Annotated in this window: 31 protein-coding genes, 1 tRNA gene and 1 pseudogene; 13 read left to right on the top strand and 20 right to left on the bottom strand. The window is 35.2% G+C overall.

All coding sequences use genetic code 11. The features are described from left to right. Positions 1 to 73 precede the first annotated feature (73 nt). Both HS129_05215 and HS129_05210 read left to right on the top strand, forming a co-directional pair. Positions 74 to 1,309 (top strand): hypothetical protein, encoded by a 1,236-nt coding sequence (locus HS129_05215; protein ID MBE7411454.1) that lies wholly within the window; start codon positions 74 to 76, stop codon positions 1,307 to 1,309. Positions 1,310 to 1,315: 6 nt separating this feature from the next. Continuing rightward, on the top strand, positions 1,316 to 1,774 hold the full coding sequence (locus HS129_05210; GenBank protein ID MBE7411453.1) for a chemotaxis protein CheX: 459 nt from the start codon (positions 1,316 to 1,318) through the stop codon (positions 1,772 to 1,774). A 39-nt stretch (positions 1,775 to 1,813) separates the two neighbouring features. Here the strand turns inward: HS129_05210 and HS129_05205 are convergent, their stop codons facing one another. Next, positions 1,814 to 2,773 (bottom strand): hypothetical protein, encoded by a 960-nt coding sequence (locus tag HS129_05205; protein ID MBE7411452.1) that lies wholly within the window; start codon positions 2,771 to 2,773, stop codon positions 1,814 to 1,816. Beyond that, positions 2,770 to 3,516, bottom strand: a complete 747-nt coding sequence (locus HS129_05200; GenBank protein MBE7411451.1) for a hypothetical protein — start codon at positions 3,514 to 3,516, stop codon at positions 2,770 to 2,772. Before HS129_05200 ends, HS129_05205 begins: the two co-directional genes overlap by 4 nt. Before the next feature lie 167 nt (positions 3,517 to 3,683). On the opposite strand from HS129_05200, the gene HS129_05195 reads away from it, so the two are divergent. Further along, entirely contained in the window at positions 3,684 to 4,367 is a 684-nt protein-coding gene (locus HS129_05195; GenBank protein ID MBE7411450.1) for a Crp/Fnr family transcriptional regulator, read from the top strand. A 25-nt stretch (positions 4,368 to 4,392) separates the two neighbouring features. Next, a complete protein-coding gene (locus HS129_05190; protein ID MBE7411449.1) occupies positions 4,393 to 5,133 on the top strand; it encodes a hypothetical protein in 741 nt (246 codons plus the stop codon). Positions 5,134 to 5,142: 9 nt separating this feature from the next. Here the strand turns inward: HS129_05190 and HS129_05185 are convergent, their stop codons facing one another. Next, entirely contained in the window at positions 5,143 to 6,360 is a 1,218-nt protein-coding gene (locus HS129_05185; GenBank protein ID MBE7411448.1) for a 6-phosphofructokinase, read from the bottom strand. A 393-nt stretch (positions 6,361 to 6,753) separates the two neighbouring features. On the opposite strand from HS129_05185, the pseudogene HS129_05180 reads away from it, so the two are divergent. Both HS129_05180 and HS129_05175 read left to right on the top strand, forming a co-directional pair. After that, positions 6,754 to 7,065: pseudogene (locus HS129_05180) on the top strand (type II toxin-antitoxin system MqsR family toxin). Continuing rightward, positions 7,062 to 7,469, top strand: a complete 408-nt coding sequence (locus HS129_05175) for a type II toxin-antitoxin system MqsA family antitoxin (protein ID MBE7411447.1) — start codon at positions 7,062 to 7,064, stop codon at positions 7,467 to 7,469. The pseudogene HS129_05180 and the gene HS129_05175 overlap by 4 nt, the downstream one beginning before the upstream one ends. Positions 7,470 to 7,483: 14 nt before the next feature. On the opposite strand, the gene HS129_05170 is transcribed toward HS129_05175, so the two are convergent. The 15 genes from HS129_05170 to HS129_05100 form a co-directional block, all read right to left on the bottom strand. Next, positions 7,484 to 7,556: transfer RNA gene (locus HS129_05170), tRNA-Phe, on the bottom strand. Between the two features lie 286 nt (positions 7,557 to 7,842). Then, the gene (locus HS129_05165; protein MBE7411446.1) at positions 7,843 to 8,127 is read right to left on the bottom strand and encodes a hypothetical protein; all 285 of its coding nucleotides are present in this window, start codon (positions 8,125 to 8,127) and stop codon (positions 7,843 to 7,845) included. A 159-nt stretch (positions 8,128 to 8,286) separates the two neighbouring features. Beyond that, positions 8,287 to 8,541, bottom strand: coding sequence for a hypothetical protein (locus tag HS129_05160; protein MBE7411445.1), 255 nt, complete (start codon positions 8,539 to 8,541; stop codon positions 8,287 to 8,289). A gap of 181 nt (positions 8,542 to 8,722) precedes the next feature. Then, positions 8,723 to 9,205 (bottom strand): hypothetical protein, encoded by a 483-nt coding sequence (locus tag HS129_05155; GenBank protein ID MBE7411444.1) that lies wholly within the window; start codon positions 9,203 to 9,205, stop codon positions 8,723 to 8,725. Next, complete coding sequence (locus tag HS129_05150) at positions 9,205 to 9,543, bottom strand: hypothetical protein (GenBank protein ID MBE7411443.1); 339 nt, start codon at positions 9,541 to 9,543, stop codon at positions 9,205 to 9,207. Before HS129_05150 ends, HS129_05155 begins: the two co-directional genes overlap by 1 nt. Beyond that, the gene (locus HS129_05145) at positions 9,540 to 9,818 is read right to left on the bottom strand and encodes a hypothetical protein (GenBank protein MBE7411442.1); all 279 of its coding nucleotides are present in this window, start codon (positions 9,816 to 9,818) and stop codon (positions 9,540 to 9,542) included. Before HS129_05145 ends, HS129_05150 begins: the two co-directional genes overlap by 4 nt. Further along, positions 9,805 to 10,344 carry an N-acetylmuramoyl-L-alanine amidase gene (locus tag HS129_05140; protein ID MBE7411441.1) on the bottom strand — a complete coding sequence of 180 codons (540 nt, stop codon included), beginning with the start codon at positions 10,342 to 10,344 and terminating at the stop codon, positions 9,805 to 9,807. The genes HS129_05145 and HS129_05140 overlap by 14 nt, the downstream gene beginning before the upstream one ends. A 2-nt stretch (positions 10,345 to 10,346) precedes the next feature. Continuing rightward, positions 10,347 to 10,532, bottom strand: coding sequence for a hypothetical protein (locus HS129_05135; protein ID MBE7411440.1), 186 nt, complete (start codon positions 10,530 to 10,532; stop codon positions 10,347 to 10,349). After that, entirely contained in the window at positions 10,529 to 10,720 is a 192-nt protein-coding gene (locus HS129_05130; GenBank protein ID MBE7411439.1) for a hypothetical protein, read from the bottom strand. Before HS129_05130 ends, HS129_05135 begins: the two co-directional genes overlap by 4 nt. After that, complete coding sequence (locus HS129_05125) at positions 10,713 to 10,973, bottom strand: hypothetical protein (protein ID MBE7411438.1); 261 nt, start codon at positions 10,971 to 10,973, stop codon at positions 10,713 to 10,715. Before HS129_05125 ends, HS129_05130 begins: the two co-directional genes overlap by 8 nt. 40 nt (positions 10,974 to 11,013) lie before the next feature. Further along, positions 11,014 to 11,565 carry a hypothetical protein gene (locus tag HS129_05120; GenBank protein MBE7411437.1) on the bottom strand — a complete coding sequence of 184 codons (552 nt, stop codon included), beginning with the start codon at positions 11,563 to 11,565 and terminating at the stop codon, positions 11,014 to 11,016. Continuing rightward, positions 11,562 to 12,092, bottom strand: a complete 531-nt coding sequence (locus HS129_05115) for a hypothetical protein (protein MBE7411436.1) — start codon at positions 12,090 to 12,092, stop codon at positions 11,562 to 11,564. The genes HS129_05120 and HS129_05115 overlap by 4 nt, the downstream gene beginning before the upstream one ends. A 96-nt stretch (positions 12,093 to 12,188) precedes the next feature. Continuing rightward, the gene (locus tag HS129_05110) at positions 12,189 to 13,028 is read right to left on the bottom strand and encodes a hypothetical protein (GenBank protein MBE7411435.1); all 840 of its coding nucleotides are present in this window, start codon (positions 13,026 to 13,028) and stop codon (positions 12,189 to 12,191) included. Position 13,029: 1 nt separating this feature from the next. Beyond that, positions 13,030 to 13,668, bottom strand: a complete 639-nt coding sequence (locus HS129_05105; GenBank protein ID MBE7411434.1) for a hypothetical protein — start codon at positions 13,666 to 13,668, stop codon at positions 13,030 to 13,032. Continuing rightward, the gene (locus HS129_05100) at positions 13,665 to 14,768 is read right to left on the bottom strand and encodes a baseplate J/gp47 family protein (GenBank protein ID MBE7411433.1); all 1,104 of its coding nucleotides are present in this window, start codon (positions 14,766 to 14,768) and stop codon (positions 13,665 to 13,667) included. The genes HS129_05105 and HS129_05100 overlap by 4 nt, the downstream gene beginning before the upstream one ends. 145 nt (positions 14,769 to 14,913) lie before the next feature. On the opposite strand from HS129_05100, the gene HS129_05095 reads away from it, so the two are divergent. Both HS129_05095 and HS129_05090 read left to right on the top strand, forming a co-directional pair. Further along, complete coding sequence (locus HS129_05095) at positions 14,914 to 16,782, top strand: hypothetical protein (protein MBE7411432.1); 1,869 nt, start codon at positions 14,914 to 14,916, stop codon at positions 16,780 to 16,782. Continuing rightward, positions 16,779 to 18,269 carry a hypothetical protein gene (locus HS129_05090; protein ID MBE7411431.1) on the top strand — a complete coding sequence of 497 codons (1,491 nt, stop codon included), beginning with the start codon at positions 16,779 to 16,781 and terminating at the stop codon, positions 18,267 to 18,269. Before HS129_05095 ends, HS129_05090 begins: the two co-directional genes overlap by 4 nt. A gap of 32 nt (positions 18,270 to 18,301) precedes the next feature. Here the strand turns inward: HS129_05090 and HS129_05085 are convergent, their stop codons facing one another. Continuing rightward, on the bottom strand, positions 18,302 to 18,673 hold the full coding sequence (locus tag HS129_05085; GenBank protein ID MBE7411430.1) for a hypothetical protein: 372 nt from the start codon (positions 18,671 to 18,673) through the stop codon (positions 18,302 to 18,304). Next, positions 18,670 to 19,335, bottom strand: a complete 666-nt coding sequence (locus HS129_05080) for a hypothetical protein (GenBank protein ID MBE7411429.1) — start codon at positions 19,333 to 19,335, stop codon at positions 18,670 to 18,672. Before HS129_05080 ends, HS129_05085 begins: the two co-directional genes overlap by 4 nt. A 635-nt stretch (positions 19,336 to 19,970) precedes the next feature. Here HS129_05080 and HS129_05075 point away from each other — a divergent pair. The 5 genes from HS129_05075 (at position 19,971) to HS129_05055 (ending at position 23,237) form a co-directional block, all read left to right on the top strand. Further along, on the top strand, positions 19,971 to 20,225 hold the full coding sequence (locus HS129_05075; protein MBE7411428.1) for a hypothetical protein: 255 nt from the start codon (positions 19,971 to 19,973) through the stop codon (positions 20,223 to 20,225). Between the two features lie 107 nt (positions 20,226 to 20,332). After that, entirely contained in the window at positions 20,333 to 20,623 is a 291-nt protein-coding gene (locus tag HS129_05070; protein MBE7411427.1) for a BrnT family toxin, read from the top strand. After that, the gene (locus tag HS129_05065) at positions 20,620 to 20,829 is read left to right on the top strand and encodes a BrnA antitoxin family protein (protein ID MBE7411426.1); all 210 of its coding nucleotides are present in this window, start codon (positions 20,620 to 20,622) and stop codon (positions 20,827 to 20,829) included. Before HS129_05070 ends, HS129_05065 begins: the two co-directional genes overlap by 4 nt. A gap of 240 nt (positions 20,830 to 21,069) precedes the next feature. Continuing rightward, the gene (locus HS129_05060; GenBank protein MBE7411425.1) at positions 21,070 to 21,726 is read left to right on the top strand and encodes a restriction endonuclease; all 657 of its coding nucleotides are present in this window, start codon (positions 21,070 to 21,072) and stop codon (positions 21,724 to 21,726) included. Then, a complete protein-coding gene (locus tag HS129_05055; GenBank protein ID MBE7411424.1) occupies positions 21,726 to 23,237 on the top strand; it encodes an SAM-dependent DNA methyltransferase in 1,512 nt (503 codons plus the stop codon). Before HS129_05060 ends, HS129_05055 begins: the two co-directional genes overlap by 1 nt. Positions 23,238 to 23,417 lie beyond the last annotated feature (180 nt).

Below are 23,417 nucleotides of genomic sequence, written 5' to 3'. Positions count from 1 at the left end.
TTACAAGTTTATTACTTTACAGAATACTTGGCAAAAAAACGATATATTTAGATAAATAGAAAGGTGTAAAATTGTGTTTCAAGAAGAGCCAACTACAATAAAAGAAAAGATTTTTAAGACAATCGGAGGGTTATTTTTATTTATTCTTGTGGCTATGCTTGCAATTACTTTTCTTCCGGGCGATGCAGAAAAGACCCTATTTCAAGCCTTATCCGGAGAAGGCTCACTTAACGTCGGGAAGATTGGCGGAGAGTCAATTCCATTTGATTATTTTCAAGCCGCAAGAAGAGAATGCTATTTTCGTTACAAGGAATATCTACCATCCATGGCAAATGACTCTTCTACCTTAGATTCTTGTGCATACCAATCTATTCGATCTATAAAAGTTGCAGGGATGATCGCAGATAGAGTAGGGTATTCAGTTTCTGTAAACGGAATCAAAGAAGAGCTATCCAAGCAAGCCAGAGACATTCACAAACAAAGTAACACCTCTGCCGGATATTCTCCTGATGAAGTAAAAAGCGCTGATGAAATATACAAAAGTCTAATGACGAGCATTCCCTTAAATTACAGACTCGATTCAGTCATCGCTTATAGCCTCTTTCCAAATTTTCTAAATTCAGAAATCAAAAAAACTGAAGATGAAGTTCAAAAAACTGAAGAAGCCATAAGTACGAAGATTAGTTTTCATATTCTTGCATTCAATGACGAAAATTTATTGAATGAAATAGATAAAAAGATTCAAATCCCGGAAGAAGAATTGAAAAAAGAGTACGAGAACGATCTGAAAAATGATAAACTCCCAAAAGACTCAAAAGGTAAGGTAGAAGATTACTCTACAAGAAAAGCTTTTTTAAAAAATAAGTTAAAGGTTGAGTTAAAACAAAAAAAATTAGCTGAGCTGAAATCAAATATTCAAAACATAAAAAATTCTTCTAAACAAAATACACTTACTGAAATTTCATCTATGACAGGATCTAAAATAGAAGAAATCCGAGGACTGCCCATTTCTTCTCTTGCTGGGTTCTCCACACCTTCAGGAAAACCTTTTAAGTTTGGTACAAGTTCTGCTTTTTTAAAAGACCTGACCCTCGGAGAAGGGAAAAAGAATCAAGTCGGTGGACCTTATAACGATTCAGGTCAAACAATTTATGTTGAATTTATAAGTACTGATATGGGTGATAAAAAAGAAAAGAAAGAAACCAAAAGAGACGACAACTCCTATCTTGTTTCTTTTTATTCAGAGATTATCCAAGTGATTAGCAATGCAAATCCAATATATCGAAAAATCGAAAAACAAAAAGATTAAACAAGATTGAGAGCTGAATTTGTAAATCCTTTTCTTGAAGCCGCCACTCTGGTTTACAGAGATGTTTTAGGCACAGAGCTTATCCGTGGAAAACTTAGAATTTTAGAGTCTCCAGCTCCTTCTCATGAATTGGCAATCATCGTTGGAGTGATAGGTCCGGCTAATGGTGAAGTAATTTATAGCTTGAATTTTGACACTGCATTCAAGATGGCAAAAAAATTAGTTCCTTCTTTAAAAGATGGTGAAGTCGAAAATGAGTACAAAGATATAATTGGAGAAATTGCCAATATGGTAACAGGAAATGCAATGAGTATATTCAACGCAACCGGACAATTCATAGACATTACAACTCCCAATATTGTAGAAACAAAGGACAATTCTGTTAAGTTTGGAAAGAAAACAACTCTGTCGGTCAATCTGTATTCAAAACTCGGCTCTTTAGAAGTTAATATTTCTCTTACTTAGGCAGAGCTGAGTCTTTTCAATCCATAGTTTAAAAATTTTTTAAAAAGTATCCTGAATTTTTTCGTTCGCTTCTTTGGAATAATCCGAATTCAGGAAGTTATCTTTTAGTTTCGTATTTATATATGCCGAAAAAAATCTTTTCGACTTTTCTATATCTTTTCCATTCCATGGTTTTTCGTATATTTTTCCACATAGATATAACGCATTTTTATAATATTCCGAATCCTTGTGATTTTTTATAATATCTGATAGAAAGTATAAAGATGTTTGGAAATCGGAAACTCTATAAAGTAAGTGGGATATTGACCAAAGACTTCTTTGTCTTATTTTTTCTGTTTTTGGTGATTCAGTGATAATAGTCATGTAAATCGAAACTGAATCTTCTTTTGAAGTTTCGCTATTATTATCTAAAGATCGCGCCAATTCAAAAAGAGCTTGAAATTTCTCATCAGGATTTTCTAAATTTTGTGCAAGATTTTTTGCTTCTTCAATTTTTTTTTCCAAAGCAAGGATGCGTATCTCCTCCAACTTCGATTTAAAAGAAAATTCTTTTTCTTTAGAAACGGAATCTTTAAATTCCAGCTTCGAGTTTTCTATTTTTCCTCTTTGCAATTGGATCGTTCCTCTCTCGTAAGAAGGCTCAGATTCATCTATTGAATTCTCTGAGCCTTTGGAAGACTTTTTCTTTAACTTTTTTAAGTTTGACTTTTCTTGTGTATTCGGGAGATTGGCACTCTTCTTCTCTTCTGATTTTTGAGGTGAAGGCTCTTTATTTGTATCATTATTTTTAGCTTGATTTATTTTGGCTTTTTCGTTTGCTTCGATTTTTTTTAATTCATTTTGAAAATCATCCGAAAGAATTTCATTTTTTTGGGATTCTTCTTTTTTTACTTCATTCACCAAATCTGGAAATGGAAGGGTAATTTCGTTTTCTTGTGAAAAAATTCTGCTATTTAGAATACAATTCAATAAAAAAGTTATAAAAATTATTTTATTCATTTTTTTCTTTTTATCAATTGCCTGTTCTTAGCTTTAATATCTTTGGGTGATTCATCATCAGGATTTCTTTTTCTTAAATAACCGCTATCTTCAACAGTATCTTCATTCCTTTTCAAATTTGATTTTTTAATTTCAGATTTAGGCATTCCTGTATCTTGCTTTTTTAAAAGTCTCCCTGTGTTTATAGTATTGGAATTTTTTATTAGGTCTTCAGATTGAGAAGGGGCTTCTTTATCTGGAGTTTTTCTACCCGGTATATTGTCTGAAGAATTGCGGATCGTATTCATTTCTTTTTCTTCAAGAATGGGTGGTGAATTGTAATTTCTCTGAATAGATCTTAAACTTTTTTCATTCTCAAGATTTTTATTTTCTTCTTTTAAAATTTCTCTTTTAGAATTATCTGGATTTTTCAAAGAATATTCGTATTGCATCGAGCTTTCATTTCTTGACTCAAGTAAAGCAGGATTCAAGTCGGGCATTCTTACGTCCCTTCTTTTTCGGTTGTATTCTCTTTGAATATCTTCATAAAATAAGGCTCTCGCATCATCCGCCAAAGATTGCCCTTCTTCCGGTGCATTTTCTTTACCAATACTCCATCCGTAGTATGCAGCAGCAATGAGTATAACAGCAAATATAGCGATCACAGCTTTAGTAATAATAGATGCAATATTCTCTGGAACTTTATTTGCTAATTCATCTAAAAATCCCAATATATTGCGAAAATTAATTTTTTTTAAATCCATTATACGATAGAAAAAACTTTATAAGAATATTTGCTATTCTAAAAGTCGGCATTTTTTAGAATTTTAAATAAAAAGAATTGTAAAAGAATCTAAGAATTTTAAAAGTGGAAGAGGGGGATTACTCTCCTGAAAGTTGTTCTTAGTATATAAAACGGGGGAAGAATTCTATGGACTGCAAACATTGCAATACTCTTTCTCTTGGTCTCTATCGTTGTGTAAGTCCAGAGACTTTAGAAAAAATTAATTCCCAGAAGAAGTTCTCATCTTTTAAAAAAGGAGACTATCTATTTACAGCAGGAGAGAGTGCAGATGGAATTTATATTTTACAGAGTGGAATTGTGAGAACTTTTAAGATTTCTGAAGTCGGTAGAGAGCAGACATTTAGCTTAAAAGAAGCAGGCTCATGGGTCGGATTAAGAGATTCTCTCGTAGGTTTAGAATACAACCATTCTGCAGTTTGTTTGGAAGATACATTGGCTTGTTTTTGGAAAAAAGACTTAATCAATGAAACACTAAAATCTGAAAGAGAATTCCAGATGGAGCTTTTGAATTTACTCGCACTGGAATGGAGAGACTCCGAAAATCAGATTTTTTCTCTAGGCACAAAACAAATACACAGCAAACTTGCAGAATTGCTCTTGTCTCTCCACAGCTCTTCAGGAAATTCACCTGAAATAGAATTGAAAATCACTCGTGAAATTATTGCATCTATTATAGGCACAACTACAGAATCAGTAATACGAGCCTTGTCTGACTTTAAGGCAAGAGACTGGATTGGTATTCAAAAGAATAAAATCATATTTAAAGATTATAAGCAATTATCTGAAATTGCTAACAACGAAGTTAAATAACCCGAAAAAGACAGATATTTTTATTATGACAAAAGAAGCCGGAGAAAATCAGATTCACGAATATATTGTATCGAATATTATCAGCTATACAGATATTTTTAAATCCTTGGGTGACGATAGGATCAACCAAATTGTGAAAAAGCCTCCAATTGTAAATTCTATGTTCCACTTTTTTGAGATTTTTATCAATGAAAGAATGAATAGCAGGATGAGACTAATGAATTCTTTTGATAAGCCGATCTTTATACCCGATATCACTAACCCGGATATAGTACCGGAAGGATTTGTACCTTTCAGAGATTATTATATTCTTACAAAAAACAGCAACTTCCTCGACAAATACAAATCCGAGATCTGTGTTCCCATAAAATACAAAAATATTGCTATGATTGGGTATGTCCACGCAATGCACTCTACAAGATTGGATTTTAATTCTTATAATACTTTTCGACTAATTTCTGCTTCCATATCAAAAGATATACACAATTCTGGAGCTTTTGAAGAATCAAGAGGAAATTATTTAATTACTGAACTTAGTACATCTGGAATTCAGTTCCTGCATCCGCCTACAAGACTTGCGAGTAAAATTTTCTCAATGGGGGGGACTATCATCTTTGATATTGTAGCAAAAAGCGGACTGAGAAAATCTGTTAGAGGAGTGATAAAGGGAATAAAACCAACTGATACAGATTATGCAATCAGTTGTGATTTTTCAATTCATACACATGAAGAATCCCAAGCCTTAGAAGATTTTCTTTCAAAATAAAATTTTCAATTAAGCCTTTAAAATTTTCTGAACACGAGGCACTCTGATCCTATACGAATTCGGGAAGCCAGAGCCTACTAACGGTCTTAGATAAAACTTAAAAGCATCCGTAACTCCATTTCCTTCGTAATTAATATATTCATCAGGCATGAGTCTTGTCTTGCCTGCTATATCCTTCAAAGACACTAACTCATAATCCACAGAATAAAAACCAGTTCTTTTTATTGCAACAGATCCATCTACGTTATGCCAGATCGCATACTGCGCGGCTTTTTCTCCAACCTCTCTTGCCTCTTGTTGATCCACATCGGATACAACACCAATAAAAGATCTTTGTAAATACCCAAGTGTGTCTGCTCTGACACGTTTGATTTTTAATTTTTCTCTGATATGCTTTGCAAGTAAATCTCCAAGCAAGCCTGTACCTGATAGCTGAATATTGCCATGGGCATCTTTTTCTATATCGCTGAGTAGTTTTGTAATAATCAACTTACCATTTTCATCACAAATTCCCTCTGAAATAGCAACGACACATCGTCCGTATTTTTCATAAACGTTTTTTACATCTAAGAGAAATTTATCTAAGCTAAATTTTCTTTCTGGAAGATATATCAAATGAGGACCATCGTCCAAATATTTTTGTGCTAATGCTGAAGATGCTGTTAAAAACCCGGACTGTCTTCCCATCACAACACCGATATATACACCCGATAAAGCCATGTTATCTAAATTAGCTCCAATAAAGGCTTGAGCGACAAATCTTGCAGCAGAACCATAACCCGGGGTATGATCATTCAAAACAAGATCGTTATCAATAGTTTTTGGAATATGGATTGCCCGAAATTCATAGTTAGCATTTTTTGCTTCTTCGTTTACAATTCTAAGTGTTTCTGATGAATCATTACCACCAATATAAAAAAAATACCTTACATCATGGGCTTTCATTACATTGAACATTTCTTTGCAATATTTTTCATCGGGCTTTTCTCTGGTAGAAAACAAAGCAGAAGAAGGGGTGGTCGCTACCTGTTCCAAGTTATGGGTGGTTTCTTGAGTTAAATCAACAAAGTCCTCGTTTAAAATTCCTGTAACTCCATTGACAGCTCCATAAACTCTAGTGACTTGCGAAAATTTTCTTGATTCTAACACTGCACCAACTAAAGACTGATTGATTACTGCAGTTGGACCTCCTCCTTGAGCTATTACTACCTTTCCTTCTAATTTCATTTTTAACCCTCTTTTGATTCAATATTTTAAAATTCTTACATTTACACTACGATTGTATTTTTACGGTAATATTTTTATACAGAAAAATACAATTTTCATTAAAAGAAAGAGGCTCTCTCAGAAAAATCTAAAAATTTATTTTTTTCACTATTTCCAAAGTTTACTTTCAGAATATTTCTAAATTCCAAAAGAAATTTATTTAGAAATTGAAAAACCAGTAATACCAAACATTAATGTAGAACTCGCGAAGGATACCCATCTCCCCTAATCCGATGGCGGTTGGATGAAAGCTTTTTTACAGTGTAAGGCCGGGTTGGAGGGAATAATTTGATAATACTTTTCTAAAATATTATAAGGTTGACATTGTCACCCGCATTAATTATAGTCTAATAATTGGAAAAAAGAGTTAATCATTACCCTTTGAATAAAATTAAGAATTTGATTCTTGAAGACTAATATTGTATTGCAAGGTCTGCCATTTAAACAGCGATGAAAGATTTTTCTTTTCTGGAAGCAGATATATTAAGGGAAGTCCTTTCTTTGAGCAACAATAATTTTTACAAGTCGATGACTTCTCATTTGGATCACACTCTTTGGTAAGACGTTTACAAAAAAACAGATAAAAGGGGCAAAGCAAATATAAAAGTTCAGATAACAAACGATAGTTCAGTAGTAATATCTTTTAAAAATGAGGTCGAATTATGAAAGAGAAAAAATGGATTGATTGTCCTTCATGCGGGGCAAAGGGTAGTATGGTTTTTAAATCAAACCTGTCTGAAAATTATTATATAAAGGATTATGGAAATTTAAAGATCATCAGACTTGAAGGTCACTTTTGTAAAACTTGCAAGAATGGAATTTACAATTTCAAGTCACAAAATATGATTAATTCGATGGTCGCTGAGTTTAAGGCGAAAAAAAATGCAAATTCTGTAGTAGCCGCAGACCTAGTAAGTGTAGATCAAATGGCAAAGAAATTGAAAATTACTCGTCAGTCTATTCATAAGATGATGAACAAAGGGAAAATTAAATATGTTTTTGTCGGAGATATTCGCTTGCCTTTAAAAAATCAGGATTTGGTGAGGAGGGAAGAGGTTCATCGAGCTTGATAGGCTACAAGCTGTGGCTTCGGGGAGAATCGAACTCCCGACACAAGGATTTTCAGTCCTCTGCTCTACCAACTGAGCTACAAAGCCTTAGCAATGCCAGATTAAAAATACCTAGTTATAAGTCAATCTTTTAGGTAGAACCATTTCCAATCGTAAAAATGAAAAAATTTTTAGTACAAATTTCCAAAACTTTGCAATAAATGAGAGGTGATTTTTTATAATAAAAAAAATTCATTTCAGTCTAACAAAAAAAACGATATTTATTTGTTTTGGGAAACAATTTGAACTTCCCATAATGTATATTATGTCGCTACGATTTTGCAGTATTTTGTCGCATATCGCAGAACACAAATATAATTATGGGAAGACTTGATTAACCGGCTTTTCTTCCGGCGACTTGCAATTTTGCGTTTCTGTAAAACTCAAGTTTTTCATTCACAGCAGTTCTTACAAATTCTGACAAATTTGGTTTTAACCCAGTGGCATTTTTTACAATCGTGATTATTTCTTCAATTTCATCCTTCTTAAATGCTACGGAGCTTCTAATAGGTGTAGTCGCCTTCATATACGAATATCCTCCAATTTCAGGATTGCAGTCACTATTTTCAATCAAATTATTTTTAGCTACATCAACCAGCATTACCACGATTTTGACCATGCCTTTTTTTGTGTCAAGTAAATAATATGTTTATTATGTTTTTTTTTTTTTGTCTTAAATTATATAAATCAACCGACTCTATTCATACACAAAAAAGTGACTTTCGCCCCCTCCGTTCCCAGCATTTCGTAGCAACAATCACATTATGGGAAGACTTGATTAACCGGCTTTCTTTCCGGCGACACTGTTCTTGTAGTTACTGTTAAAGAAGTTCAATGCAATTTCAACAGCTTCTATTTTGCTTGGGATTTTTTCGTCCACTTTTGAAATTATTACACGAGCTTTTTCAATTAGCTCCCGCGGAATTTCGACTTTATTTGTCGCCTTCATATACGATTTGACCTCCGAAATAGGATTGCGTTCACTCAAATTATTTTTAGCTACATCAACCAGCATTACCACACTTTTGACCATGCCTAATTTTGTGTCAAGTAAATAATTTACTTTTAGTGAATTATTTCATTTCAGCAATGAGAAAACAAAAAAAATTGCCAGGTCACTCAGAATATCAAATGACAATTTTTCTAAATTAATAGAATGCACTCTCTCTGATGATGAGTATTATAAATTACTCGAAGAAAAAAAGTATGAACTGCTAACCAAACGGTATTTTAGGAATTGTAGGAATTTTCTCCAATACCATAGGGATTATTTTCCAGAGAAACATACCGATTGCAGAAAGACCTGCAATGATTGCAATATTTCGAAGGGTCTCATATTTTCCGGCAAGTTCGGCATATTCTTCTATACGTTTTTTGTTTATAGATATTTCCTCATCTTTTTTCTGGAGTTTATTTTCTAAATCTTTCTGGTATTCAGATTTGCCTTTTATATTGGATTCGCATTCATTTAGCTTGTCTTGGATCCAGCCTGACAATGCCCTACCCTGTTGCGATGAATTGAGTTCAGGCGAGCTTTTCACTGCATTCTTAACTGGTTGAATATCAATAGCACTCGTGTTTTTGTGAGGAATCGTAGTGCAAGAAAAAGCCGTAAGCATCACGGCTAAGATGGTCGTTGTTTTTATTTTTAGGAGGATCAATAAAAAATCATTGCTGTATAAATTCTTCAAAATCATTATAAATCTTCCTCGTGAATTGAACTGCGTTTATTTCCTCGAAACGCACTAACGAAATTGGTAGCATACGGAAGAAATTCTTTTAAGGTTGGAAGCAAAGCAAGAAATAGTCCTGCTGAAAAGTACAGAGCATTGGACGTAATTTGCCTACCGTTATTAAAATCATAGACGATGATCGTCTTAACATAGAGACCAGCAACCGAAATCAGTAGTCCGATAAATCGCCAAATATTCGATGGTCTGAAAAAACTTCTTTTGACCGCATTTTCAATTATTTTTTTTGCAATATCAGGTCTTTTCTCGATTATAATCTGTGCAGTTATATCACTAAGTTTCATTTTTTTCTCTTGCATCCATTCTCTTCAATTTCTGAAACTCTATTATTTAAAGATTTTATTTTTCTGGAAAAATCTTCAAATCTTGTTTTAATTATTATGATTTCAGAGTCTAAATTCTTTGATACTGATTCGATTGTTTTTCTGAAATTTCTTAATTCTTCCGTAGTATTTTCTACAAGAATAGATAATTTATCTACTTGCGCTTTTAGCGCAAAAAAAATAGTTACCGCACCGGTAATAATTGAAATGATTGAAATAAAATTACCTACTTCCATTAATAACCTCTTTAATGTTCTTCCACTCAATAATATTCTCTACAAAATATTTAGGGCAATTTTTACCAGTAATATCATAATGTCGAAAAAGATTTTCAGTCGTTAAATTGAATTTGCTTAAAAGTTCTTGAGTCAATAAAACAGCATTTACAAGTGTTGCGTTGTTAATATATCCGTCATCTCTATCGTGACAAAGCTCAATTCCGATTGTGTAATAATTCGGGCTAATGTTTCCGAATGATTTTGCAATTTCAGTATATTTATTTTTCGGAGCTCCTACATGGTAAGCGACCTCGTCCGTTGGTATGATCTCGATAATTTCTTTTTCGTCAATCGCATAGTGTGCAGAAGCATATCTTGATTTATATTCTGTTTGTTTTTTCAAATTATTGAAATAATCTCGAATGTTTTTTGCACTCGCTTTCGGACAAGCTGTATAATGCCAAATAATAGCTTTTACTTTTACGAGTTTTTCCCCTGGACGAGAAAAAGGATTTTTTTCTATATGGTCAACGATAAGATTCATTTTTATTTTCCCTTTATTCTCTTTATTGAAATAGAATCATTGTCTTCTTTTTTTCTCTGGTCTTCGTCTGATTCATAGCGCCTGATTGTTCTTAATAATTCCTCAATCAATAGCTTTACAGATTCAGATGTATCCGAATTTTCTTCTAAAATCTGAATAGATTTTTCATATAAGTAAACAAAGCTCATTTTCTTTCCTTGCATGTACAAACAGGTTTTCTGTCAATGTCCCATCCGAAATTGGAAAATTCCTTTCCTTCATTTTCGCACATTTTATAACAACTGCCGAGTCCAACGTCTATTGTAAACGTAATGCAGGCAAATCCAAATAGTGCGACCACGAAAATCCAACCAAGATTTGTGATTATTCTAATCACAGTTAATGGGCTCCCTGTATCTTTCCGGAACAATTTGGTTTTGCAAAAGCTTAATCACTCTATATTCTTCTTTGGACCTAGTTTCAAGTTTTTGTAACCGCCTATCTCGGTCCCTGATTTTCACTGGTAAATCCTTATGGTCCGAATAGATTATTCCTGCACCGAAGATCAGAATAATCAATACCCCTACAGATGAAAACCATACCCCGATAGTTACACCTATTTTTGTTTTTTCGTTTATCTCGTTTGGCATTTTCCACCCACTTTATATGTATCCTTATTTTTTCGCATTGTTATGGAGTTATACCCGCAATATCTGATATTGAATTTTTTGAATACACGAGAGCCTCTTTTTCATATCGGAAAAGCTTAATAGGTTTCACAAAAGCTCGCATCGCATTCAATAATGACTGTGCCATTGTAGCATCTAAAGAAAATCCTTCACGAAATTTCGTAAGCCATGTAATAGGAAATTCCCCAATCGAAATTGCTTCTTCAAGCATTCTGCGAGTATCACCATCGCATTTGAAAATTTTTCCTTCAAACGTGCAACCAGCAGAAATATCTGCATCGTGCTTTGCGACAATCTCACTGATTTTTTTTGCCCGAACTTCTTCGATTGTGATTTTACCAAGATCAAAAAGCTGGCTGTCTGAAAGCGGAATGAAAACTCCGCTTGAATTAATTTTCAAACTTCCGTTTGCATTTGTCTGATAAGGAAAAAATTCACCTGTGAAAATTTGTAATCCTTCGGCTCGTGCCTGCATTTCATAAATAGAAAATTCGGCTTCATTCGACGTATGAAATTTTAATCCAGTTTCATTAAAACAATAAATCGTTTTCATGGTGTGTATGTTCCCCCTGCGATATAAATATATGTTCCTAATTGATTTGAGCGTACTGATTTCCCGACTTGCGGAGTTCCATGAGCGCCATCATCGACGAAATCAGTTACTATAAACCCAGGGCTTGAATTTGATTGATTTGTTCCGACAAAGTAAGAGAATGGTCCGCCGAGATTATCAGCTGCGCGATCTGCAAGAGAGACATTAAATCCTTGAAATTGAAACGGCAATAGAATTCCAGATTGGTATGCACTCGCAAGAGTCGTTTCCGGTTTTAGTTTTCGAATTTGCGCTGTCGTGCTTGCATTTGCGTCTGATGTCCGTATCCGGTGAGGATAAATTTTGATTGTTCCTGGTGCGCTTGTGTCGCTTGTCGAATCGTAATCTATTGTAATCGTTCGATTGATTGCATCAAAATCTATAATACGATAGTCGCTACCGCTAAACGAACAAACTAAATTCAGACTCGTCCAGTTTGCAGATAAAATCGAATCACCAAAATCAATAGAATCGTGATAGCGAACCATCCAATTCAATAGCTCGATAAGTGGATCGTTTACGTCTGTATTTTTTGAACCTGATGTATCAAGTTGAATGGTCGTCGGATTTCCGGGAGTGAATCCTTAATATTCTATTGCGTCTGACGTACCGAAAAAAAGAGTCTGGCTTCTTAGTTCAGGCACCAGAGATGTCCAGTTTGCTTGAAGCAAATTTACAGTTTTTGAGTCTGCTGGATGAAGACGCGATATACACAGATTCGGGAAATTTACACTTGGAGGGCAGAGTGATGGGTGTTTTGGGTGAGGAAAAAACTCTCCAACCACTTTCCCGATCGGTAAATCTTCAATCAATGCAACCGTTCCTGATTTAGCTTTTGGGAAAAAAATTGTATCCATTGCAGTTTTTGTTACCTCAATGATATTTCCAAATGCCGCGTCTTTTTTAAACCGCAACCATTCAATCCTACCAGCAGTGACCGAAGGATAAGCGGCTGATGTGTCGTATTTTTCGAAAACTTTTACGTTGTAAGACTTTCGTTGAGTTGCGTTTGCCTGGTATTTATTACCTGCGGAAACATCGAAAAATTGTAACGAAGCCGAGTCTGAGTCTATTTGTTCAAGTTCGATTTCTATAATTCCCCAATATCCGGCAGGGGTCGGTGTTATCGCAAGCGGTTCAATGCTATAAATATTATTATTGAGAATTAAAGAAGCTCTTCTCGTATTTATGACAGAACTCGTAAAACTCAAAACAGTACCGCCCAACAATACCTTATCCGTTACAGAAGCGTCAAATAAATCTCGAATTGCCATTACAATTGATTCAGGAAAACTTATAATATCATCCTCTAATCCATAAATGCTTCCAATCGTTTTTGAATTCAATCTCTGATTTGCGTTATATTTTACACGCTTCTGAGTCGAAGCGGAAGTCATTGTTATTGTCTGCGTTCCCTGTGACATTTTACTCTCCTAAGAAATCCTTATCCAAATAATCCAAATCTAAGTATAAATTGTCTGCGAGAGTGGTATCCGTAATTACCCCTGCAAATACTGCAACACCAGCCGCTTTCAGTTCTGCAATTGTTCTCATCAAAATCGGGTTAATATCGTCCGATGAGTTGAAAATAATATAAAGAGCATTCGTCGGATATGTCATTACTGCGCCTGCAATTTTTGTTTTCATAACTGGAACGTCAAAGAAGCAAGCATCCAAAAAACATCCAAGATCGATTGCTTCTTTGACGACCACATTCCCTGATGGCGGAAGTAGTGAACGGATAATCGAAATTGTGCCTATCACGCTAAGAATTTTAGAAAATATTTTTGCTCTGTATTCTGTATCTGGCAATTCGGTATCATTAGGGATCCCAACAAACTCTCCCCAGTCACGGAGTAAAAATCCAGACGCTTTTGTTAGCGGGAATTCATCGACAATTCTCTGAACGAGTCTATTATGCCACTCGACTGAGTTGTGAATTGCGCCTTTATTGATGTCATTGATATTTTTGATTTCTGTTTTTTCGGTTGAGTCTGTATCAAAAACAATTCCTTTGAAATTTTCTCCAAACCGACCGAATAGACTTAGGTAATCGAAGATCATGGTCTTGGAATCCTCGCAATCAGGCTACATGTTATCGTGCCTCCTCCAGTTCCTCCGATTTTTGGGACACTCCCATCAGGAACGGAAATATCGGAAACTAATCCAACAAGCCGGATTCTTAAAAAATCAGGATGAGCGCTGATCCCTGCACTTTTCACTAAATCCAATAAAACGTCTCCGCCATTAGGTTGACGGTTGACATATTTTGTAATTGCAATACTTGCGAGTGCTTCAATTTGCGGATCGGTTAATAATGACGAGTCGAGAACATCAAGTTCGTAGTTGATATTGATTGCCTGGACTGCGATAGTGCTGACATACAATCTTGTCCCGCCAGCCCTATATCCAAGTTCGTCTGTTCCGAGAACACCGGAAATTCTGTCCTCAACTGCCTGGAGAATTGCGGGAGAAACAACAGCTGTACCATCGGAAACGTAAATATTGATCCATCCGGTTTCAGGATCACCTGTATATGGATTGATGTTTTCTGTGACGTAGGAATCTACAACCCCTGCAACTGTTTTTACGCCTGACCGAATCCCAGACATAGTTGAACGAGCCAGATTGTTGATAAAATCTTTCCAACGTGCTTGTCTGGATTGCTCTGATTCAATCTCCGTTCCTCCGGAAATTTCAAACGGATTAAAAATTCTCTCAAATGTTAGCTCTTCTCCGGTTTCAGAAAAAATGTCCCCGTTGCCATTATCAGTATCAATTGCAAGAGCGTCTAAATTGTAATCTGTCCCTACATCGCCTGCAACAACGTCTATATCAACAAACGTATCTCCGGTATTGAGTGTGGTTGCCGCTATTGTGTGATATGTCAGACCGAAAAGTGAAATTGTTAAAATCGGAATTGAGATGTTGGAAATATGACCAGTGTTTTGGTAGCGAATGAATCCGGACGCTTTCAGTCCAGGGAGTAAATCAAAACCGAACGACTCATAGCAATTAAAATTTCTTGCATATTGGTATCCCGCAAAAAATTCAGCAGAACTTCTCGCTAAAGCAAAAGCGATTGCTTCAATTAAAGTGCGAATTCTTGACCCTGGTTTCCAGTTTGTCAGGCGAATTTTGCGACCGACAATAAATCCGACCATTGCTGATAAATAGCCAAGAAAACTTTTTGGTGTATATGGAGAAGCCGCCACGAGTAAAGGACGAAAATCAGACTCAATATATGATTGCAAGGATTTTTTTTGTGCTTGAATAATAAAGCAAATCGTCAATCTGTCCAATACCACTATGGGATCAATGGCAGATGCAGTAACACGGGCAACAGGTGGATATGCCCCTACTGGAATATACTCCTTAGAATTTTTAACTAGGTCGAGCTTCTATTCAATTTCGGTCGGAGAATATTTTTTCCTTCTCGGACTCGAACGAATGGATCAATCCTACAATTACAAAATTTCTGTAAAACCAACCTACGGCGGGACTGCAATTGTAGATAATGGAAATAGTACGTCAGACATCAATTTGTCTGGTCAGTTCTGGGGGCATTATACCGGAGCGCCCGTTAGAAAACCGATGGGCGGCTTACTTGGAATTGCCGGAGCCGCGCTTGGAGAGCTGGAAAAGATAAATCCATTCAAAAAATCAGGATTTTTGGATTTTCTTGACCTCGTGTATCTTATGCAGGAAATCAGAGACGAAGATAAAGTTTTTTCCCGTGTGCCTGGATTTTCATTTTTTTACCCTACTGCTTTTGATATATTTTCTGAATCCATTATGCTTGGAATTTCTTCAGGAGGCTTTAATTTTGAAGATATTCAAATGGTCTTCCACGACTACGACCGTGACGCGCATTGGGAAGTAGTATTCGCTACTAAAGGTGGATTCAAAATATCCCAATCAAAAGATGACCCGTTTACCTATCTTTTTTCTTTGAGTTTAATTGGCGTAAAAGACGTTTCAACAATTGCTCCTTTTCGCAGAGCACCTCTCCCTGACCCAAAATCAATTATCAGAAATGTTCTTACAGTGGTGAATGACTTGTTTTCCGATCTTTCAGAGCCGTTAAAATACCTTTCAAGTGTTGCAGACCTCTACAAAGATATTGCCAGTTTAGCCGAAAGTCTGAAAAAAGATTTACGGGTATTTGAACCGACAAACAAGGAGAATATCAGAGCATTACAGAAAGCAGGCGGTCCAATAAGAAAAAAATGCAATCAGTTTCAGGAGCTTGTTACACAGTTGTTTTTCGCAGGTCAGACTACCCCGTCGTTAGCCGGAATCGATCAGCCGTCCACTCCGCTTACAACGTCGTCGTCCCCAGCAGAAATTGCGGCAGGGGATAAGGGAGTTCCTGAAAGCCTTACCGACAATGTCCTTACAGATCCAACCGGTGCAGGAAATGAAATCGAAACTGATATAGCATTAGACCAGACGATGCAAGATGTTGTCATTTTACAAATGGAAATCGAAAACCTAAACGCCGCGTTAATACTACTCGAAAATAGTAACCTTTCCCAAAATTTCACTTATCAGGAATTAAAACCTGGCATGACGCTGGAAAACATTGCGATAAAATATTATGGTTCCGTTGGCGGAATTACACAGCTAATTCAGGACAATGGAAAATTATTTGTCGGGAAAAAATTAGAGGAGCTTTACGGACAGAAAATTAGAATCCCGTCCAAAAAATCCTATAATATGGTAGATACCGGAGTAATTACAGAGCAACGAATTTTGAATGAATCAGATTCTTTGAAAGTGCAGGAAACTCTTGAATCATGGTATTTCGGGGAGGACTTGGCACTTACAGATGCAACGAGAGATATAGAGGTTAAGAATGGAGATATTGGGACAACGGTAGGATTGGACTGCCTTGTTGATAATACTCTGGATAAAATGCGAATCATGCCAGGGCAGATTCCTGCACATCCAGACATCGGAGCAATGGAAAAGCCAGGGTCAGTTCCTGACAATTTTCTTAATCTTGTCATTCCAAAGAAAATTCTTCAAAATATAGAATCCGACCTTGGCGTACAAACGGCAAGCATTACATCTATTTCGGTTGATGCCGACAAAATAGAATACACTGTACAGATTACTCCAATCGGGGGATTCAAGACGTTTAAACTTCGACGTGTTAGAGGTATTCAGGATTGAATGATGTTTACGCTACAAAAACGAAATTTGAGGTAATTGCGTTTCCGTTTTATCCGGTAAATTTTCAGAATGTAAGCAAAAGATTAAACATGCCTGAAGTTGAGGCAACAACATCAACAATCAAAATTCCTGTTGAATTCATAGATTCTCTTTCCTATTCGGACAATTTGGAAAGCAGTTCATTTTCGGTTAATATCGTAGATGGTGGAATGAAATATATTGATACTTTTTCCGGAAAAATTCGTTTGCGGGAAATTTTAATTGAAGGGACAATTATTTTAATTACTGAAAGAGGACAAAAAAAATTTGCAGGGAGAATAAACTCTGTATCCGATTCCGGAAACGTCGAGGGCGATGAAAATTACAAAATTTCAGGTGGGGGGCTTGAAACTGCAATCAGCGAGCAAACAATTTTTATTGATTTTTCTGATGATACAAAATCAACTCTTGAGAAAACCCCTGCGGTTGCGTCCAATTTTGCAGGTAAAATTAAAGCAGTAATTAAGGAGATCGCAAAGGTAGTTAAGAATGCAAAAGACCCTACTCTTCTTTTGGAAAGTTTATGCGAAGCCGCAATCAATCAATTATTATCTAATGGTAGCTATGGAGGATATCCATTCAAAAATCTATTATCATATTCAAAGACACTTTCTAAAGATGTATATACAAATAATTTTATACATACGTTACAGTTTTTAAATCTTCCTCAATTCGGGAATACAATTTCATTTTGGAACATGATGCACTCTGTAGCAAAACCGCCTCTCTATGAATTATTTGTACATTATGATGAATCATCGTCTATGTATATCAACATCAATAATTCAATCGAAAAAGCACCAGAAAATTTTAGCGAATCCGATAGCAATATCTCTGATCCGATAGGGACACTTGTTTTTAGAAAAACTCCATTAGCTGAAATAAGCAGTGATCTGGAATTGGATGGATTTTCAAATAAAATTCCAGTAAACATAATCAATTCATTTTCATTATCTTCTTCGACTAATGACATTTTCTCCGGCGTTCATGTGGGGCTTGGGATACTTGATAATATGTCCTCGCTAATCATTAATCCGGTAACCTATAATCCGGAACTTCTTGGACGTTTTGGACAGAGGATTTTTCAAATTACCCTCGACGGAGTAGGTTTTCCAAAAGATGCAACAAGTGACGGAGACCAGGCTCCATTGAAAGACAAAATCACGACAATTCAGAATCTAATCTATGATGTTTTCGGGAAAGGAGATAGAATTGTTTCCGGTACATTAAACGCAACATATTGGAGAGGTGTTTGCAAAGGGCAATATATTCAAATCGTGCCGCTTTCCGAATTTGATTCTTTGCCAAAAAGATTAAGGCGATATGACCCGCATTTTTATGTAACTGGGGTTAGCGTTACCTGGTCGCCTGATAGTGGAATGGCTGACATGTTGTTGTCTGTTAAATGGGGCAGGAAATCCGATAGAAGCGAAGAGTCAGGATTGTGACAATTAATACGTGCTTTTTGTCACTGATTTTGTCAGTCAAATTCCAAAGTTGAATACCAGTCTTCAAGTTCTTCGTTTGAGGACTTACTGTTTCTAAACGCATTGTTTGTGAACTCGCAACCACAATAAACATGAACCGGAGCACATAGCCAAAAGTCTTCCGGAGACCTGCCTATATTATTTTTCCCTGCCCAAACTGCAATCTTGACCCCGTTCGGATCATTGATAACAGTGTCCCCTCCTCCATAATATGGAGACTCCTCAAATTCTTTTTCATCTTCAAAAACTCTTATTATTGTCCCCCAATGAGCGGAGCAAAATTCACAGGAAACCCGTTTTTTAGATTTCAAAAATTCGTGAGTGTGAATTTCAGGTTCATCTTTATAGAAATCGAGGAAGCTCAAAAGTGCTTTACCACTTCGGAGAGAATTTTCGAAAGATTATTTTTTGAGGTCGTAAGGTCCGAATTGAGAGACGTGAATGTAGCTGAATTGACAGGAACGCTGGACGGATTTCCTGGGGAAGAGCATGTCACTGTTATTAACTTTATCGCATCGTTCATTGCTTTTAAGGTATCAATCAGTGTTTCCAACTGTGATTTCAGAGTTTGCCCTTGAACGCACTTTTCGAGAGAATTTACGGTTGGAGCATTATTCACATCAATTTGAAATCTTACGGCTTTTGTTTTGTCGATGTGTTTTAAAACTCCCTGATCTGCCCAAATAGTTTTGTGACCCGACTCATGCCCTACTGATATTTCAGCCGGGTCATAATCATTATTCGATTCAAGATTTTTCTTGGTTTTGTTGTTACCCGGGAACGGATAGACTTTTGTGACAATCGGATTGTCTCGTCTGTTTTGCAAAAACTCCACGAGAACAAATTGCCCTACCACAAACCCATGCTTGAAACCGGACTGAAATCCTTTGCTACCATAATAAGGACCCGGAAGCCTTACTTTTTCTAAAATCTGTCCTGTATGGAGTTTCACATCTGCACGGTATTTTATTTTCGGATAGAGTTTCCAAATCTGACCTGGTTCTGCCCCATTCAAAGCCGACGGCATTGAAGGGTTGGAACTACCCCACTGGACTTTTTGCACTGGTCTGAATGATTTGAATAAATCGGACACGAGATTGGACTAAATTAACAGAATTGAATAAATTTCAAGAGTTAATTTTACAAGATTAAAAATAGTATTCCATCGAATTTAAACTTTTTTTGCTTGAAATATTGTGGAAATTTTCTGGAAATAACTTGGAAATGAAATTTTTAAAAAGCGATAAATCCATAATAAAAACGCATATTTTCTGGAAATAACAGGGAAATAAACCTTGACCTTTACTTACGACAAGTCGAATAGTTATATAGATGACAATACAATACAAGGCACTTATCCGTGACTTAAATTATTTGATAAATCTTCGGGCTGTTACGGCAACTAAGTTAACTGACCCTCATGGATATTTGCTTAAAATAAATCTTCAATGGCCGATGGAAATCACTGAGACAGAATTTTTTAAACGAATAAAAAATATCCCAAAAGGAAAAGTGCACGGATTTTTGTCCGCATAATTTTCAGTCCAGATAAAGTCCCAAACTGGTTCGTAAAATACGTTTTAGATTAACTCCCGCAGGAAATAGTATTTGTACTTTTTAAGCCTTTTTTTGAATCTATCAAAGTAAAAGGACTCCGATACTATGAATATGAGAATAAACAGATATACATTAAATCAGATTGAAAAACTTCGTTATAGGTCTGAAACCAAAGTACTTGAACTTGATTTAAAAAACGAGCTCCCGTTTTTCGAGTTTAAAACAAATGCCCCTCCTTCACTTGAAGGCGAAAGACATCCGGTTCATGTACTAAATAATTTCAGGGAAGCACTTCTAAAAGTCCAGCAACTTGAAGACTATAATATAAAGATTGAAATAGACTTTAACGAATCTGATTGATTTACCTCTACTCCAAAAAACAGTTAGATTTCTCATACGGTTAGCTTATCTGCAATCAAAACATTTTTCTTGACAAGATATTCATATTGCTAATATATGTATATTGTATGTATGAAATTCAATTTGAGTGGGATGAAAAGAAAAACCAAGCAAATATAAGAAAACATAGAGTGTCATTTGAGGAAGCTAAAACAATTTTCTATGACGAAAATGCAAGAATTATTGACGATCCGGATCATTCTGTTAAGGAAGAGAGATTTATAATCTTAGGTAGAAGTTACAAATTTCAATTATTAACTGTATGCCATTGCTACAAATTGTCAGATGAAACAATCAGGATAATATCCGCAAGAAAAGCTACAAAGCAAGAGATTAAAGAATATGAGGAGTTATTATGAGAAAAGAATATAGTTTCGTTCATTCAAGAAAAAATCCATACACGAAAAAATTAAAGAAGCCAATAACTATACGATTGGATTTGGAAACTATTGAGTATTTCAAGAACTTGACAAAAGAGACTGGAATCCCATATCAGAACCTAATTAATCTGTATCTATCAGAATGTGCTGTTAAGCACAAGAAACTGGATTTTGTTTGGAAGTGATATATTTCAAAGTCTTTTGGCTCAGTTGTTAAGTAGTTCTTTACAACTGAATTTAGAAAAATTTATTCCTTGTACTTTTTTATATATTTTGCATTGTATTAACATGAATCAACCGTTATATGCAATGTTTGGCAACACATCATCAAGAGAGCCTCGCCATCCTTGGCTCGGCGATATTAAAAGAATTGACGGTATGCAGAGTAGTTAGAAATAATACATAAGCAGTTTTTAGAGGATATTATGAAAAAGGTCAAATTGACTATTCAAAAATTAAAAGAAGAAGCTAAACGTTTTTCTCAGATAGAATCGCAATATGATGAACCATCTTTGTTCGGCGTAACTGATGGAAAAGCCGTAGGTACATACTTAGAACACAAATTTCAAAAGTATTTGCATGAGAATTATGATTACGTTGAAGGATCTTCTGCAAAAGGCATGGATTTTCCTGGTCTTTTTGTTGATATAAAAGTTACGAGTATCAAACAACCCCAATCATCTTGCCCTTTTAAATCTGCGAGACAAAAAATTTATGGCCTTGGTTATTCTTTATTGGTCTTTGTTTATGATAAGCAAGACAATGAAGAAAATCATACAGGAAGATTAAATATACTTCACACAATCTATGTGGATGATTCTAGAACTGGTGATTTTCAAACTACCTCTGGCTTAATTGCTATAATTGAGAATCAGGGAAATATTGATGATATCAAAGCCTTCTTTGAAGAACGTTTATTACCTGTCGATGAAATCCAAGCTCAAGAGCTTGCTGAAGAAGTATTGAAAAATCATCCGCAATTGGGTTATCTTACAATATCAAATGCATTACAATGGAGACTTCAATATTCCAGAGTTATTGATGTTGCTGGCACAATATCAGGAATTCATAGGGTATCATAATGTCAAAAAAAATAGAATTTGGTGACTTTCAAACCCCAGATATTTTTGCTAATGATGTTGTGAATTTGATTGGAAAACTAATTGATAAACCATCATTGGTAATTGAACCTACATCAGGGGTTGGCAGTTTTATCAATGCCGCGTTCAATCTTTGGGGGGATCAAGTCCAGTATCGTGGATATGAGATTAATGATGAATATTATAAGTCAGCATGCTCAAGATTTGAAAAAAATGAATCAATATTAGTCTGTAAAACAGACTTTTTCAATACTGATTGGGAAACAATTATTAAGTCAGAAAAAAATGCTTTAGTTTTAGGTAATCCCCCTTGGGTTACAAACGCAAAGTTAGGAAGTTTGAATAGTAATAATCTACCCAAAAAAAATAATTTTCAAAAACATCGTGGCTTTGATGCAAAAACTGGAAAAGCAAACTTTGACATTGCAGAATGGATGATTATTAAATTAGTTCAGTCGATGAATTATGGCAATTCCCTTGCAATGCTATGCAAAACTTCCACAGCTAGAAAAGCATTAATGCACTTTTGGAAGAATAAAATTGGTGTTCAAAATGCAAAAATTTACACAATCAATTCAAAAGAAATATTTAATGTTAGCGTTGATGCCTGTTTATTGTTTCTGACAAAAAATGAATCTTCAAGTAATACGGCTGAAGTGTATGATGATATTTATCAAAAGGAATATTCATCTAAATTCGGAATTTTGAACAATGAATTGATTTCTAATTTGGATAATTATATAAAATATAAAAACCTAGATGGTTTTTCCAACTGTAAATGGCGGTCTGGAGTAAAACATGATGCTGCTCAAGTAATGGAGTTAAGTATTGTTGATAATAAACTGATTAATGGGTTTGGCGAATTTGTAGATATTGAAGATGATTGCGTTTATCCTTTGTTAAAGTCGTCTGATCTTGGAAATGGCCGCATTATTCCAAGAAAGTTTGTAATTATAACACAGAAAAATGTAGGAGAAGATACAAGCTCAATTAAAGAGTTGTACCCTAAAACATGGAACTATTTAGAAAAGCATTCAAATGTATTAGATAATCGGGGCAGTTCCATATATAATAATCGATATAGATTTTCAATGTTTGGAGTTGGGGACTATAGTTTTTCTGATTATAAAATCGCGATATCTGGATTATATAAGAATATTAATTTTATAGCTATTCCACCATTCAACAATAAACCCGTAATGGTCGATGATACGTGTTATTTTATTCCATGTAGAACTAGTGATGAAGCTGCATTGCTAGAGATGATTTTAAATTCTTATGAGTCTAAAGAATTTCTAAATTCATTAATATTTTTTGATTCTAAAAGACCAATCACTGTAGATATCCTAAAACGTATAAGTTTGAGTGAGTTGTCACGAATAAAAAATAAATACAATAAGCTTCACAGTTTTCTTTCAAATCCATACGAGAACAGCAAAGACGATCAAGCTTTGTTAGTATTTGACAAGAAAAAGAAATATAAAGTTGGTTAGTAGTCTTACCCAAAGTACGTCCTTGTACTTTGGGCTTTCTGTATTTATGCCAAACACTGCATATAACGTAGCTGTTGAATAATAGTAAAATTTACATCAATAAAGGCTGCCTTTAAAGATTTTTACAAATTTTTAGATTTCGATTTCACCTAACGCACTTTTTTAAATCTGATGATTGCT

Source organism: Leptospiraceae bacterium (genome assembly GCA_015075105.1).
Lineage (GTDB): Bacteria > Spirochaetota > Leptospiria > Leptospirales > Leptospiraceae > JABWCC01.
The sequence above is the reverse complement of the archived record's forward strand: the minus strand, read 5'-3'. Positions and strand labels throughout refer to the sequence as shown.